Here is a 15,049-nt window from a genome sequence, read left to right on the forward strand (position 1 = left end):
TTCAGTGGCTTAACCGTCCATACGATTGAGTATTGACAGTCGCCATCGTGCATCCATACCATTAAGTATGGTCATCTCACCCGCTAGCCTCGCCTCCACTGCGTCCCTGTCCAGCGTCAACGCTGGCGACGCAGTGCTCGCGGTGTCGATGCGGGGTGCCGAACACGCGCCGTCGGTACTGTTCGCACATGGCTTTGGACAGACCCGACATGCCTGGGAAGCCACTGCCGCGACGCTGGCTGACAGGGGCTACCGCACCCTGTCGTACGACGCGCGCGGGCATGGCGATTCCAGCGCCAATGCGGCGGATCACCCCTACTCGGCAACGCAGTTCACCGACGATCTGATCGTGCTGGCCGGCGAGCAGCCCGAGCCACCGGTGCTGGTTGCTGCGTCGATGGGGGGCTTGTTCGGGCTACTGGCCGAAGCGCGCTGGCCCGGCCTGTTTCGTGCCATCGTGCTGGTCGACATCACGCCACGCTGGGACACCACGGGTGTGGAGCGCATCCTGCGCTTCATGACCGCGCATCCGGACGGCTTTGCATCGCTGGATGCGGCCGCCGATGCGATTGCCGTCTACCTGCCGCATCGGCCGCGCAAAACGCCCGGCCAACTGCAGGCATTGCTGCGGCAGCGTGCCGACGGGCGTTGGCATTGGCACTGGGATCCGCGCCTGGTCGACGAGCTCGCCGGTCAGGACGCCCAGCTCCAGCAGCATGCATTGCTGGAGGCGGCAGCACAGGTGCGTTGCCCGATGCTGCTCATCAGCGGCGGACGCAGCGATCTTGTGACGCCAGCCAACATTGCCGAATTCCTCTCCATCGCGCCGCATGCGCAGCACGTGCATCTGCCCGATGCCACGCACATGCTGGCAGGCGACGACAACACCACGTTTACCGCCACCGTGTTGCATTATCTGGACGCACTGCCGGCGGCTTGCACCATCGCAGCGTCCAACACTACCGAGCATGTCACTGGAGCAAGACCATGAGCATCATTGCACCGTTCCTCCTCGTCATCCTGGCGGCGGGTATCGCTGCCTATCACCGGATGCGCCTTGCCACGTGGGTTGCGATCAGCGCCTGTGTGCTGGTGGCGTGCTGGCTGCTGGGTGCCAATCTCACCGCCACCCTCGTGGCCGCCGCGCTGGTGGTGCTGGTGTCCGCACCGGTGCTGCTGCCGTTCCTGCGCAAGCCGCTGCTGACCACGCCGCTGATGGGCTTCTTCCGCAAGGTGCTGCCGCCGCTGTCGCAGACCGAGCGCATTGCCCTGGAGACCGGCTCGGTCGGTTTCGAAGGCGAGCTGTTCACCGGTGACCCGGATTGGCAGAAGCTGCTGAACTATCCCAAGCCGCAACTCACCGCCGAAGAGCAGGCCTTCCTGGATGGCCCGGTGGAAGAGTTGTGCAAGATGATCAACGACTGGGAAATCACCCACGTCCACGCCGACCTGCCGCCGGAGCTGTGGGATTTCATCAAGAAGAACAAGTTCTTCGGCATGATCATTCCCAAGCAGTACGGCGGCCTGGGTTTCAGCGCGCTGGCGCACCACAAGGTGATCCAGAAGCTGTCCTCGATCTCCAGCGTGGTCAGCTCCACCGTGGGCGTGCCCAACTCGCTCGGCCCCGGTGAGCTGCTGCTGCACTACGGCACGCCGGAACAGAAGGACTATTACCTGCCGCGGTTGGCGGTCGGTGCGGAAGTGCCGTGCTTCGGCCTGACCGGTCCGTTCGCCGGCTCCGATGCCACCTCGATTCCGGACTACGGCATCGTCTGCAAGGGCGAGTGGAATGGCGCCAATGTGCTGGGCGTCAAGCTGACCTTCGACAAGCGCTATATCACCCTGGCACCGGTCGCCTCGCTGATCGGCCTGGCGTTCCGCGCCTACGATCCGGATGGCCTGATCGGCGACAAGAAGGACATCGGCATCACCCTGGCGCTGCTGCCGCGCGAAACCCCGGGCGTGGAAATCGGCCGTCGCCACTTCCCGCTGAATTCGCCGTTCCAGAACGGCCCGATCCATGGCGAAGAAGTGTTCATCCCGCTGAGCCAGCTGATCGGTGGCGTGGAGATGGTGGGCAAGGGCTGGAACATGCTCAACGAGTGTCTGGCTGTCGGTCGCTCGATCACCCTGCCCTCCACCGCCAGTGGCGGCAGCAAGGCCGCGGCGGTGGTCACCGGTGCGTATGCGCGTATCCGCAAGCAGTTCGGGTTGTCGGTGGGTCGTTTCGAGGGCGTGGAAGAAGCGCTGGCCCGGATCGGCGGCAAGGCCTATGCGATCAGTGCGCTGTCGCAGGCCACGGCCGCGGCGGTGGATCGCGGCGACGTGCCGTCGGTGCCGTCGGCGATCGCCAAGTACCACTGCACCACCATGGGCCGCGAAGTGGTCAGCGACATGATGGACGTGATCGGCGGCAAGGGCATCATCCTGGGGCCGCGCAACTTTGCAGGCCGCGCCTGGCAGGCCGCGCCGATCGGCGTGACCGTGGAAGGCGCCAACATCATGACCCGCAGCCTGCTGATCTTCGGCCAGGGCGCCATCCTGTGCCATCCGTGGGTGTTGAAGGAGATGCAGGCCGCACAGGATCCCGATACCCGTCGTGGCCTGGAGCAGTTCGACCAGAGCCTGTTCGGTCATATCCGCTTCGGTATTTCCAACGCCGTGCGCTCGTTCTGGTTCGGTCTGACCGGTGCGCGCATCGGTGCGGCGCCGGGCGATGCGTATACCCGTCGGTTCTTCCGCAAGCTGGATCGCTATTCGGCCAATCTGGCCTTGATGGCAGACGTGTCGATGCTGATGCTGGGCGGCAAGTTGAAGTTCAAGGAGTCGCTGTCCGGTCGCCTGGGCGATGTGCTGAGCCATATCTACATGACCAGCGCGATCCTCAAGCGTTATCACGACGAAGGCGCGCCGGCGAGCGACCAGCCGCTGCTGGCCTGGGCTTTCCACGACAGCGTGCACAAGATCGAAACCGCGCTGTCGGCGGCGCTACGCAACTTCCCGATCCGCCCGGTGGGCTGGTTGATGTGGGTGTTGATCTTCCCGCTCGGCCGTCGCGCCGAAGCGCCTGGCGATCGCCTCGGCCATCGCGTTGCTTCGCTGTTGATGACGCCCAACGAGGCGCGTGACCGTCTGGCCAAGGGCGTGTTCCTGACGCCGTGCGCCAACAATCCGGGCGGTCGTATCGCCAGCTACCTGACCAAGGCGGTGATGGCCGAGCCGGTGGAGCGCAAGTTCCTGAAGGCGCTCAAGACCAAGGGCATCGAAGCGCTGGATTTCCCGGCGCAGCTGGACGAAGCCGTGGCCGAAGGCGTGATCAGCTTGGAAGAGCGCAAGCTGCTGGAAGAGCTGCGCGAGATCATGATGGACACCATCACCGTGGACGACTTCGATCCGCATGAGTTGCGTGCGGCCAGCTTCTACGACAAGCCGCAGGCGCAACAGCCGCGCGAAGCCGCGTAAGGCGTCAAGCTTGGGCGAGAATGGACGACGGCGGGCTTCGGCCCGCCGTTGTTGTTTGTGGAGATGGGTGTTGTCTCCGGCATGCTGCCTGCAGACCTGATCAGCTGCAGTTTTCGACAGCACGCATGTGTGAGCGACGCCACGCAGTTGGCGGCCATCAAATGAGCGGGTGTCAGGGGCCGAACGCGCGCGCAAGTCGTGCACTTGAGGCAGTCAGGCGCTGAGGCTACGAAGAGCTCATCGCAGCAGTGCCCCACTCCTGCGTGCAGCGGACAACTGCCGCAACCGGATCAGAACGGCAGCCACACCAGCGCCAAGGCGATCAACGCCGGCAGCGCCTGCACGAAGAAGATACGGCGGTTGACGCTATAGGCGCCGTAGCAACCTGCCACGACCACGCAGACCAGGAAGAAGCTCAGCACGTCGGCGCGGGCGGCCAGTGCGCCCCAGAACAGGCCAGCGGCCAGGAAGCCGTTGTAAAGCCCCTGGTTGGCCGCGAGCACGCGGGTGGCCTGCGCCTTCTCAAAGCTATTGCGGAAGGTCTTCAAACCCAGCGGGTGCGTCCACAGCACCATTTCCAATACCAGGATGTAGACGTGCAGCAGTGCGATGCACAGGCCGGCAATGATGGCGAACAGGGACATGACAGACCGCCTCGGAAAATGGTGCCGCCAGCATAGCCGCGATTGCGGTCGTTCTGTTCGGCACACCTGCACTACCGGGCTGGCGCCTGCGCTTCTGGCGCTGCCAGTGTGAGACGCAGGCCCCCTGCCTGGTCGATGCCGAGCGCCAAGCTGCATCTGCGCATGTGCTGTCGCGGTGCTTAGTCGGAAACGCGCTTGTCCGTCTCCACGTCGCGCTCGGCGGGTAGCTTGCGCGCTTGCCGCAACAGGCCGAACGCACCGACCGTCATGCCGGTCGCCACGACCAGGCCGACGCCGAACACCGCGCTGGAGCCGAACGCAGAGACCAGCTTGTGCACCCAAACGAAGGTGAGATCGCCACCGCGATAAACCACCGTATCGATCGCGGCGCCGGCCTTGTAGCGCCACTCGCGATTTACCCGTGTGTACAGCGTTTCGCGCGCGGGCTTGGCCAGTGCGAATTCGCTGGAGCGGGTAATCACCTGCACGATCGCAATCATTAGTGGCAACGGCGACGCCGCCAACGCCGCATAGCCCAGCATGATGGCCACACCCGGGATCAACAACGCCGGCGCGATACCAAAGCGCGACAGCAACGCGCGCGTCACCAGCAGCTGCAGCACCAGCGCGAGCGCATTGATCGCCAGGTCGATGCTGGAGTAATAGGCGGTGGCCGCCGCTGCATCGGTGTAAAGCCGCCGCACCAGCGCCGCCTGTTCGTTGTAGAGCAAGGTCCCCACGCCCACGCCGAACAACACCATGAAGGCCAGCCAGCGCAACAGCGGTTCACGCACGATCAGCTTGAGGCCGCCGAGCACATCGCCGCCCATGGGCACTTCGCCGGAGCTCAGCTGGCCCTCCTGTTCGCGCGCAACGGCCCACAGCCGCAAGCGCAGCACGCAGAGCACGCATACCGCCAGGAACCCGGCCGACACCAACATCAGATGTGCGATGCCGATACGTTCGACCAGTACGCGCGTCAGGACCGGGCCCAGAAACGCACCCAGCGTGCCTGCCGCGCCGATATAGCCGTAGTAGCTGCGCGCTTGGGCATTGCTGAAGACATCGGCCATGAAACTCCAGAACACCGCCACCGCAAACAGGTTGAAGACGGTCACCCACAAAAAGAACGCCATGCCACGGCCCGGCACGCCGGTGTCGAACAGCACGTAGAACAGCAGCAGGGTGGCGATGAAGAAGCCATACACCCCCGGCAGGAACACCCGCCGCGGATAGCGGCTGACCAAAGCGCCGTAGACCGGTTGCAGCAGCACCATGATCAGGAAGGTGCAGGTAAACAGCACCTGCAGCGTGAAGTCCTTCAAGGGCACACCGTGCGCGGCGAAGAACGCGATCATGCCAGTGGGAAAGAGCGCCTCTACGTCGGCCGAGGCGCCCATCGCTTCGCGCACCGGGCGCAACACGTAGTAACCGCTGAGCAGACAGAAAAAGTAAAGAAACGACCACGCCAATGGTGGCGAGCTACGCAGTGCCGCGCTCAAACGGCCAGCCGCAGATCGCGGCGCAGAGGGGCTGGTCATGGGGTAACGGCCGCTCGCACAGGCGGGCCCGACAGAAAAAACATGGCAACGGCAGCACCTGTGAAAGAAGCGCGCAAGTTAGCCGATGCGAGGCAGCGCCACCAGCGACCAGTCGCAGGAGCCTGCGGCCCGGGTGCCCTCCGCGCCGGCACGCTGCTTGCTTCTTGTATCGCACCAGCGCGTGGCAACGCTTCGGCGGCACCGGACTACTCGAATTCTGAATCTAAAATCATCAATAGGATCAATGCGATGCCCATTCATCTTCCGGCAGTTTGTGCTATTGCAAAGCGCGGCGCTAGAATCGCCGGAGGCAGCGGAACAGGCGGGACAACCATGACAGAAATGCGCACGCGCCGACGGTTCCGACCGTTGGCTATCGGGCTGTTCGGGGCGTTGTTGCCCCTGGCCCTCTCTTCCACCGCGCAGACACCCGCGCTCACCGCTACTGCATTGCAGGCGGCCACCGTGGCGCAGTCGCCCACCGCACCGCTGCCCTATCGCACCTCGCTGCCGGCCAACCAAGTGTTGGCACCTGCTGCCGGTTTCGATGTGGCGGCATTCGAATCGATGGCGGACCAGCTGACCTACGGCAACCGGGTGCCCGGCATGGCGATGGCCATCGTGCAGGGCGGCAAGGTGCTCAGCGCGCGCGGCTATGGCGTCACCGATGTCAATCATCCGCAGCCGGTCGATGGCCACACGGTGTTTCGCCTGGCTTCGCTGTCCAAAGCCTTCGCCGGCACCATGGCCGGCCTGCTGGTCAACGATGGCGTGCTGCGCTGGGACAGCAAGGTGGTCGACTATGTGCCGGGCTTCCAGCTCAGCGACAACGCCGCCACCCGTCAACTCACCGTGGCCGAAGTGCTCAGCCATCGCGTCGGCCTGACCCGCAACGCCTACGACCGCGATATCGAATCCAACGTCGATTACTACTCGCTCAGCCATAAGCTGGCTGCTGCGCCGCTGCGTTGCGCACCGGGCGATTGCTACGCGTATCAAAACGTCGCCTTCAGCCTGGTTGGCGATGTCGTGTTCGCCGCATCGGGCAGCTTCTACGAGCAATCGGTGGAGCGCCGCATCTTCAAGCCGCTGGGCATGAACGACGCCAGCATGGGTCTGGCCGGTATCCAGGCCAGCCCGCACTGGGCACGTCCGCACGTGCGTAGCCGCAATGGTTGGGTGTCGCTGACGCCCAAGCCCACCTACTACCGCCTGGCGCCCGCTGCGGGCGTCAACGCCAGCGCCAGCGACATGGCGCAGTGGCTGCTCGCGCACACCGGCCATCGCACCGACGTGCTGCCTGCACCGCTGCTGGCGACGCTGCACGCGCCGCTGATCTCCACGCCGGGCGAAATGCGTTCGGGCTGGCGCCACGAGCGCGTGGATGCGGCCAGCTATGCGCTGGGCTGGCGCGTGTTCGACTACGCCGGCCATCAAGTGGTGTTCCATGCCGGCGCGGTGCAGGGTTATCGCGGCTTGGTCGCACTGCTGCCGGAGCGCGACCTGGGTGTTGCGATCCTGTGGAACGGCGAAAGCGGCCTGCCCTCGGGCATGCTGCCGACCATCCTGGACCGCGCGCTTGGCCTGCCGGCCAAGCGCTGGCTGGACATCGATGTGGATGGCGACTTCGGCAGCGAAAACATGCTGGCAGAAAAGCCCGACCCGGCTGGCAAGGGCGCGTCTTCCGGCAAGTCGGTGGCTTCGCCGCGCTGAGTGGACGTCGTGCACTGACCTCGTGTCGGTGACGTAGGCAAAGGCGGCTTCGGCCGCCTTTGCTGTTTCTGTGTTTCCAATGCGCGTTGGGCGGCTCGCCGATGGCATGCCTGCCGGGCGCGCAAGAGCAAGGCCGTGATTGCACGCTATGCCCGAATTCTTTGGCTGGCGTAACGCCCATTGCCACCAACGCTGAGACTGAGCCGATCTGTTCGGCGTGCCGACGTGGCGAGCCCGAACGGTTGGCTCTGGAATCTCCTGGCTTGGTCCGCCGCATGATCTTGCTCTGCGACCTGCTGCATTGCCGGCCCACCATCAAGTCAGGCAGCGGCGGCGTGCTGTCGTGCCCTCGCGCGAAGGACCGACAACTGTCCAGGTTGGCCGGCAGAGCCAGAATGATCGCGCGGCGACGTCTGCACTGCCGACCGGCATGCGCGTCTGGCGCCTCGATGCCGCGAACTTGAATCAGCGACGTTGCTCGGCCGCAACAGCTACACCGTTTGCAGACTGGCAACGCGCAGCCTGGCACCGACCACGCCAGTGCCAGGCACATAAAAAAGCTCCCTCCCCGCTGGGCGTCGGGGAGAGAGCTCGATGTTTACGGCGATCGGGTATTACAAGATCAGATCAGCGGTGCCGGGGTTGCGGGCAGCGCGACCGGAGCGGCCTTCTTCTTGCGAACGGCCGGCTTCTTCTTGGCGACCTTCTTCACGGCGGGCTTCTTGGCAGCGCTCTTCTTGGTGGCGGACTTCTTGGTCGCCTTCTTCGCGACTGCCTTTTTGGCGGTCTTCTTGACGGCCTTCTTGGCGGTCTTCTTGGCGGCCGTCTTCTTGGTCGCCTTCTTTGCAGTCTTCTTCACTGCCTTCTTGGCGGCAGTCTTCTTGGTTGCCTTCTTCGCAGTCTTCTTGACTGCCTTCTTGGCGGTTGCCTTCTTTGCAGTCTTCTTGACGGCCTTCTTGGCAGCAGTCTTCTTCACTGCCTTCTTGGCGGTTGCCTTTTTGGCGACCTTCTTGACTGCCTTCTTGGCGGCAGTCTTCTTCACTGCCTTTTTGGCAGTGGGTTTCTTTTTCGCAGCTTTTGCAGTGGCCATGTAATTGGCTCCTCGTCAGTGAACTATGGAGGTGAAACGCCCAGTTGAACCAAACCCCGCGACGGCATGCCGTCGTCGGGAACCGTCCGCAGATGATGCGCGACGGAACGGATACAGAAACACCCGCATCGAACGGCGACACGGGTGCGTAGTCGGAACGACAACTGCTTTCTTGGAGAGAAGCGGACCCGACTCCACCGTGATTAGCGCTTCGGTGGACATCCGGAACAAGCTTGTCGGCGCGATGTCGATTCTGCTCACTCTCTTCCGCAGCAATGTCTGCTGGGCGAAACCTAATCACGCTTTTTTTTACTGTCAACACTCTTTTGCAATTTTTTTTTTGCCCACCATCGCTGCGTGCCATGTCCACGCCAGCCAATCACCCCGCGTCTGCACATACTCGTCCAAGCGAGAAGCGCGCTCGCCCAACAGCGTTTTCAAAAAAGCGCTTCTTTTCCGCTGTTTTTTTTGTGTCGCGCGTTTGCGTGCCTGCCTGGGCGCTTGGACGGCACGGCGGTCAAGCCGATGCGATGGCATTGCTTGCCGCCTGTCCGCCAGCTGAAAATTTTTTATCCAACGGCTGCACTTCCGGCGTCGCATGAGCAGAAATGCGCAAACTTATTGAGCGCCTAGAGCGTCATGCACGCACCCGCGCGCACCGACGACCGCATCCATCGCGTGCACCAACCGATGATCGAGACAGGCGCCATGGCGCAGAATTTTTTCACCGGGCACACGCCAAACCCTCACGAACGACTCACGTCAGAAATCCGGCGCAGTGCAGGTGGGCCAGCAGTGGATGCACGTTGGATCGTGCCGAGCCACCGCATCGACATGCCACCGACGGCGTCGCGGTCGGCGGTCGACCGAACGACGCCTCCCTCTCTGCGATTGCGCGCCGGCTCGCGCCGCATCGCTGCACCAAGGCACGCATCACCGACGCAGGCGCGCTCAAAAAAAATGGCCGCTCCATGAGCGGCCATCGGATACCGGCTGCAACGACACCTGATCAGTGATCGTCGTCTTCGAGCAGCTCGGCATAGTCGTCCGGGTCCAGCAGGTCGTTGAGCTGTTCCTTGTCGTCGATCTCGACGACGAAGATCCAGCCTTCGCCATAGGCGTCTTCGTTGATGGTTTCCGGCTTGTCGCTCAACGCGCTGTTGACCTCGACAACGGTGCCGCTGACCGGGCTGTAGACGTCGGAGGCGGCCTTGACCGATTCCACTACCGCAGCGCCGTTGCCGACCTGTACGGTGTCGCCGACGCCCGGCAGTTCGACGTAAACCAGGTCACCCAGCAAGCCCTGCGCGTGGTCGGAAATGCCGACGGTCACGCGACCGTTGCTTTCGACGCGGGCCCACTCGTGGGATTTGAGGAACTTGAGGTCGCCAGGGATCTCGCTCATGGGTGTGCTCCGGGAAAGATGATGGTTGGGGACAGGTGGCTAGTTTAGACCGCGCGACAAGACAGGTGCACGCACGGCGATGGGGCGATGGCGATATGGATACGGACCCGGGCGCAGCGCCGCGCGCAATACGCGGCGCTACACGAGTCAGTCGCCGAGCACGCCGGGCTGTGCCTGGCCATCGCGCACGAACGGAAACTTCACTGCGCGCAGCGGCACCTGCTTGCCGCGGATGTCCACCCGCAGCTGCTCGATGCTGCCGGCCGGCACGCGCGCGAAGGCGATCGCCTTGCCCAGCGTGGGCGAGAACGTGCCGGACAGGATCTCGCCTTCGCCACTGGCGGTGAGCACGGTCTGGCCATGCCGCAACACGCCCTTCTCGTCCATCACCACACCGATCAGCTGACGCGGTGCGCCCTGCGCCTTTTGATATTCGAGCACGCTGCGACCGATGAAGTCGCGTCCTTCGTCCAGGGCGATCGTCCAGGCCAGCCCGGCCTCGTAAGGGGTAACGCCATCGTCCATGTCCTGCCCATAGAGATTCATGCCCGCTTCCAGACGCAGGGTATCGCGTGCACCCAGGCCTGCGGGTTTGACGCCCTGCGCGAGCAACGCATTCCAGAATGCGACGGCAGCCTCTTGCGGCAACACGATCTCGAAACCGTCTTCGCCGGTGTAGCCGGTGCGCGCAAGGAACAAATCAATGCCGTCGCGCGAACGCGTCTGCAGCGCGGCGAAACGGCCGAGCTTGCTCGCCGCTGCGGTGTCGGCCGGGTCGAGCAGATCGATGACCTTGGTACGCGCGCTGGGACCTTGCACGGCAATCATGGCGAAGTCGCTGCGCTCTTCCACCCGCACGTCGAAGCGTGCGGCCTGCTCGCCGATCCACTGCAGGTCCTTTTCGCGGGTGGCGGCGTTGACCACCAGACGGAAGAAGTCTTCCGTCATGTAGTAGACGATGAGGTCGTCGATCACCCCGCCCTGCGGATTGAGCATGCAGGTGTACAGCGCCTTGCCGGAGACCTTGAGCTTGTCCACCGAGTTGGCGAGCAGGTAGCGCAGAAACTCGCGCACGCGCGCACCGTGCAGGTCGACCACCGTCATGTGGCTGACGTCGAACATGCCGGCGTCGCGGCGCACCTGGTGGTGCTCGTCCAGTTGCGAGCCGTAGTGGATCGGCATGTCCCAGCCGCCGAAGTCGACCATCTTGGCGCCAAGCGCACGATGGGTGTCGTTGAGGATGGTCTTCTGGGTCATGTGCGCCGTTCCAAAGGAAAGACGGCCATTATCGCCGTCCTGTCACGCTTGGGGGAACGGCATACCGCCGTGTGGTTGCGCCGCCTGCGGGGCGCGAACGCAGCGCGACGCTACGCCGCGCTGCAACAATGCCGAGGTCGGCACCGCAATGCCCTGCCCTGCCCGCGTACCTCAACCGGCCGGCTGCACCAGCAAGGTGATGCCATCGACGCCGACGATGCGCACCGGCGTGCCGGCCGGCAGATTCGGGCCGGCCACCACCCAGAACGCATCATCGACCTTGGCGCGGCCGCGACCATCGTGGATGGCCTGATCGAGCAGCACGCAGCGGCCGATCAACTGCTCGGCACGCCGATTGTGCAGCGGCGATCACTCTGGCGGCCATTGCCGCGGAACCAGGCGCGATACACCTGCACTGAGACGATGCTGAGCAGCACGAATGCCACGATCTGCCACAGCAACGCGATGTTCGGCAACACCAGCACCAATACGCACACCGCTGCGGCAGCGATCCCCATCCACAGCAGGAAGGCACCCGGCACCAGCGTCTCGGCCGCAATCAGCAGCAGCGCCAGCATTGCCCAGACCGCCACGTCCCAGCGCATGGCACAGGCTCCCGCGCGCGGCGGCATCGGCGGTACGCGCACGGGCGCGTCGGGCTTGCCGGCCGCCTCCTTGGCCAGCTCGGCAACGCCGGCGATCGAACCGATGATGCCGCTGGATTCCATCGGCATCAGCACAAATTTCCGGTTGAGCGCGGTGGCCAGCGCCGTGGACGCTTCCACATACTTCTGTGCGACGAAATAGTTGATCGCCTGCACGCTGCCGATGGCGATGGCGATGGCGATGGCGTCGGACACCATCTGCGTCGTGCGTGCTTCGGCTTCGGCCAGACGTTCGCGCGCTTCTGCGTCGCGGAAGGCGGCTTCCGTGAGTATGGCTCAGCGCTCCCGGCGACCAACGCCGGCCACGTGCGGGGCAGGCCCGGGCGCAGCCGCTGCACCCGGCCGCTGTCGCAAGGCAATCAGCGTGTGCGCGCACATGCAAACGCGCTCAGGCGCTACGCGGCGAGAACATGATCACCGCCATGCCGAGCAGGCAACAGGCAGCGCCGAGCAGATCCCAGCGCGTCGGCGTCACGCCGTCCACCCACCACAACCACAGCAACGCGCTGGCGATGTAGACCCCGCCATAGGCCGCGTACACGCGACCGCTCGCTTCCGGATGCAAGCTCAACAGCCAGACGAAGACGGCAAGGCTCAGCGCAGTGGGCAGCAGCAGCCACACGCTGCCCCCTTTGCGCAGCCAGAGATAAGGCAGGTAGCAACCGACCAACTCGGCGAGCGCCGTCGCGGCAAACAGCAGTAGCGTGGTCGGCGCGATCGTCATGCCGGCCGGGGCGTATCGGAGGCGGTGCCATCAGGGCCGGTTTGATATCCCGGTGCGCTGCGGGAAGCCTCACCGCCAACGGACGGGTGACTGCCGGCAGCGCTGTCTACAGGCGGTGCGTGGGACAGCGGGGCGTGCAAGGCCGATGCGTCGCCCGCGGAACCGTCGATGGCCGGCACATCGCCGCTGCGCTCCTCGCGTTTGACCTGTTGCCATAACGCTTCCTGTTCGCCCAGCGACAACGCGTTCAACGACGTGCCGGCAGCACGCGCCCGCGCTTCCATCGCACGAAAGCGACGTTCGAATTTCAGGTTGGCGTGCCGCAACGCGGCGCCGACATCCACCTTGGCATGGCGCGCCAGATTGGCGCAGACAAACAACACATCGCCCAATTCGTCTTCCAGCCGGGCCTGATTGTCGGCCACCGGGCCGCGTGCGAATTCCACGCGCAACTCTTCGATTTCTTCCTGCAGTTTTTCCAACACCGGCACCGGGCCGGGCCAATCGAAACCCACGCGCGCCGCGCGCGACTGCAGTTTGGTGGAGCGCTGCCATTCCGGCAGCCCGCGCGCGATGCCGGCAAGTGCGGAGTCGTCCTGGTTGCCAGCGGCACGACGCTCTTCGCGCTTGATCTGCTCCCAGTTGGCGCTCACCGCCTGCGCATCGGCCGCCGGTTGCGCGGCGAACACATGCGGGTGGCGACGTATGAGCTTGTCGCTGAGCGTGGCGACCACGTCGGCGAAGCCGAACGCTCCCTGCTCGGCCGCCATTTGCGAATGGAAGACCACCTGCAGCAACAGGTCGCCCAACTCGTCGCGCAGGCCAGCCAGGTCGTTGCGATCGATCGCATCGGCCACCTCGTAGGCTTCTTCGATGGTGTACGGCGCGATGCTGGCGAAGGTCTGCTGTACATCCCAGGGACAGCCGTGTTCGCGATCGCGCAGACGCGCCATCAAGTGCAACAGCTGCTGGATATCGCCGGTGGAAGGGGTCTGAGACATCGTGTATTCCTGGAACCTCTGAGTGAGTGCGCCGCCAGCGCATGTCCCACGCGAGGCAAGCGACGTACGCGGCCGTTGCACACCACCGCAACGGCGCGCGGCACGCAAGCGCGTGCGGGGATACCGGAGTGTACCTTTCAGTGCGTCAGGGCCTTGCACAGCCATGCCGTCGCCAAGACGGCACGCATGCCGCTCAGGCCAGCCAATCGCGCCAGGGCAGATTGGGGTCGCCCAGTGCGATGAAGTCGCCGTTGAGCAAGGTGTCGCGGCGGTTGTAGCGGAACGGTTTGCCGCTGGCGCCGGCCAGCAACACGCCACCGGCCGCATGCAGCACGCACTGGCCGGCGGCGGTGTCCCACTCGGAGGTGGGACCGAAGCGGGGATACACGTCCAGATCGCCTTCGGCGATGCGGCAGAACTTCAACGACGACCCTTGCGCGACCACGTCGATCTCGCCCATCCGCTCCAGTGCGGCGGCAGTACGCGCGTCGCGATGCGAACGGCTGGCCGCCACCCGCAATGGCGTGGCGGCCGGGGTGCGCGTGTGCAGCATTTCGTCGCGGTCGCCATCGCGGCGGAAGGCATTCTCGCCACGCGCGGCATACCAGACCCGCCCGTCGACCGGCGCCTGCACCACCCCGAGCACCGGTGCGCCCATATGGATGAGTGCGATGTTGACGCTGAACTCGCCATTGCGCTTGACGAATTCGCGGGTGCCATCGAGCGGATCGACCAACCAGTAACTGGTCCAGTACTGGCGTTGTTCCCAGGCCACATGCGCAGACTCTTCCGACAGCACCGGCACGTCCGGGGTGACACGGCGCAGGCCTTCGACGATGACGCGGTTGGCTGCCAGGTCGGCCTGGGTCAGCGGGCTGGCGTCGTCCTTGATCTCCACCGAAAAGTCCTGGGCGTAGACCTCCATGATTGCCGCGCCGGCATCGCGCGCGATGGCGATCACGGTTTCGCGCAGCTCCATCGGGATGCGGATCATGGATTGCGCTCCAGCCACTCGCGCGCAATGAACAAGGCGGCCAGCGAGCGGCCTTCGGAGAAATCTTCGCGCAGCATCAATTCGTCCAGACGTGCGATCGGCCACGGCACCACGTCCATCTCTTCCGGCTCGTCGCCCACCAGGCGCTCGGGGTAGAGGTCGCGTGCCAGCACCAACCAGGATTGGTGACTCATATAAGTAGGAGCAAGCGTCATTGCGCGCAGCACCTGTACCTGGCGTGCGCCATAGCCGGCTTCTTCCTTGAGCTCGCGGTCGGCGGCCTGCTCGGGTGTTTCGCCGGCGTCGATGCGGCCCTTGACCAGACCGAGCTCATAGCGATGCACGCCGGCGGCATATTCGCGCACCAGCAGTACGGTTTGCGCATCGAGCATCGGCACCACCACCACGGCGCCGTGGCCCTGGCTGAGTTGGCGTTCGTAGATGCGGCGCTGCCCGTTGGAAAATTCCAGATCCAGCTGCTGCCGACGGAACGGCCCGTCGCCCAGATCGGTGATCTTGTGGATGATCGGCAGACGCGAGCTCATGCGTCGCA

Annotated in this window: 13 protein-coding genes and 2 pseudogenes; 4 read left to right on the top strand and 11 right to left on the bottom strand. The window is 64.6% G+C overall.

From position 1 onward, the window contains the following. Positions 1-67: 67 nt before the first annotated feature. Together HLH45_RS19460 and HLH45_RS19465 are read left to right on the top strand one after the other, a co-directional pair. The gene (locus HLH45_RS19460; RefSeq protein ID WP_011348208.1) at positions 68-991 is read left to right on the top strand and encodes an alpha/beta fold hydrolase; all 924 of its coding nucleotides are present in this window, start codon (positions 68-70) and stop codon (positions 989-991) included. Next, on the top strand, positions 988-3,462 hold the full coding sequence (locus HLH45_RS19465; RefSeq protein WP_008572075.1) for an acyl-CoA dehydrogenase: 2,475 nt from the start codon (positions 988-990) through the stop codon (positions 3,460-3,462). Before HLH45_RS19460 ends, HLH45_RS19465 begins: the two co-directional genes overlap by 4 nt. 290 nt (positions 3,463-3,752) lie before the next feature. On the opposite strand, the gene HLH45_RS19470 is transcribed toward HLH45_RS19465, so the two are convergent. Together HLH45_RS19470 and HLH45_RS19475 are read right to left on the bottom strand one after the other, a co-directional pair. Next, positions 3,753-4,106, bottom strand: coding sequence for a DUF1304 domain-containing protein (locus HLH45_RS19470; protein ID WP_008572074.1), 354 nt, complete (start codon positions 4,104-4,106; stop codon positions 3,753-3,755). Positions 4,107-4,285: 179 nt separating this feature from the next. Then, positions 4,286-5,647 (bottom strand): NTP/NDP exchange transporter, encoded by a 1,362-nt coding sequence (locus HLH45_RS19475; RefSeq protein WP_011348210.1) that lies wholly within the window; start codon positions 5,645-5,647, stop codon positions 4,286-4,288. A 369-nt stretch (positions 5,648-6,016) separates the two neighbouring features. Here HLH45_RS19475 and HLH45_RS19480 point away from each other — a divergent pair, with 369 nt between their 5' ends. After that, positions 6,017-7,360, top strand: a complete 1,344-nt coding sequence (locus HLH45_RS19480) for a serine hydrolase domain-containing protein (RefSeq protein WP_014090748.1) — start codon at positions 6,017-6,019, stop codon at positions 7,358-7,360. A 622-nt stretch (positions 7,361-7,982) separates the two neighbouring features. On the opposite strand, the gene HLH45_RS19485 is transcribed toward HLH45_RS19480, so the two are convergent. Continuing rightward, the gene (locus HLH45_RS19485; protein ID WP_008572071.1) at positions 7,983-8,450 is read right to left on the bottom strand and encodes a hypothetical protein; all 468 of its coding nucleotides are present in this window, start codon (positions 8,448-8,450) and stop codon (positions 7,983-7,985) included. Positions 8,451-9,256: 806 nt separating this feature from the next. Between HLH45_RS19485 and HLH45_RS19490 the strand changes: the two genes are divergently transcribed. Further along, on the top strand, positions 9,257-9,466 hold the full coding sequence (locus HLH45_RS19490; RefSeq protein ID WP_126952652.1) for a hypothetical protein: 210 nt from the start codon (positions 9,257-9,259) through the stop codon (positions 9,464-9,466). Here HLH45_RS19490 and gcvH read toward each other — a convergent pair. The 8 genes and pseudogenes from gcvH to nudE form a co-directional block, all read right to left on the bottom strand. Further along, positions 9,460-9,855 (bottom strand): glycine cleavage system protein GcvH, encoded by a 396-nt coding sequence (gene gcvH, locus HLH45_RS19495; protein ID WP_003482419.1) that lies wholly within the window; start codon positions 9,853-9,855, stop codon positions 9,460-9,462. The two genes, HLH45_RS19490 and gcvH, sit on opposite strands and share 7 nt — an antisense overlap. A gap of 147 nt (positions 9,856-10,002) precedes the next feature. Continuing rightward, the gene (gcvT, locus tag HLH45_RS19500) at positions 10,003-11,112 is read right to left on the bottom strand and encodes a glycine cleavage system aminomethyltransferase GcvT (protein WP_008572070.1); all 1,110 of its coding nucleotides are present in this window, start codon (positions 11,110-11,112) and stop codon (positions 10,003-10,005) included. A 171-nt stretch (positions 11,113-11,283) separates the two neighbouring features. Further along, positions 11,284-11,717 (bottom strand): annotated as a pseudogene (locus tag HLH45_RS19505) (NfeD family protein). A gap of 6 nt (positions 11,718-11,723) precedes the next feature. Next, positions 11,724-12,041, bottom strand: a pseudogene (locus HLH45_RS19510) (SPFH domain-containing protein); the annotation flags it as partial. 124 nt (positions 12,042-12,165) lie between these two features. Then, a complete protein-coding gene (locus HLH45_RS19515) occupies positions 12,166-12,501 on the bottom strand; it encodes a YnfA family protein (RefSeq protein ID WP_008572067.1) in 336 nt (111 codons plus the stop codon). Beyond that, the gene (mazG, locus tag HLH45_RS19520; RefSeq protein WP_008572066.1) at positions 12,498-13,502 is read right to left on the bottom strand and encodes a nucleoside triphosphate pyrophosphohydrolase; all 1,005 of its coding nucleotides are present in this window, start codon (positions 13,500-13,502) and stop codon (positions 12,498-12,500) included. Before mazG ends, HLH45_RS19515 begins: the two co-directional genes overlap by 4 nt. Positions 13,503-13,695: 193 nt before the next feature. Beyond that, the gene (gene cysQ / locus HLH45_RS19525; protein ID WP_008572065.1) at positions 13,696-14,496 is read right to left on the bottom strand and encodes a 3'(2'),5'-bisphosphate nucleotidase CysQ; all 801 of its coding nucleotides are present in this window, start codon (positions 14,494-14,496) and stop codon (positions 13,696-13,698) included. After that, positions 14,493-15,041, bottom strand: a complete 549-nt coding sequence (gene nudE / locus HLH45_RS19530) for an ADP compounds hydrolase NudE (RefSeq protein ID WP_003482427.1) — start codon at positions 15,039-15,041, stop codon at positions 14,493-14,495. The genes cysQ and nudE overlap by 4 nt, the downstream gene beginning before the upstream one ends. Positions 15,042-15,049: the final 8 nt, after the last annotated feature.

The sequence above is a fragment of the Xanthomonas euvesicatoria genome (assembly GCF_013112235.1).
Classification (GTDB): Bacteria; Pseudomonadota; Gammaproteobacteria; order Xanthomonadales; family Xanthomonadaceae; genus Xanthomonas; species Xanthomonas euvesicatoria.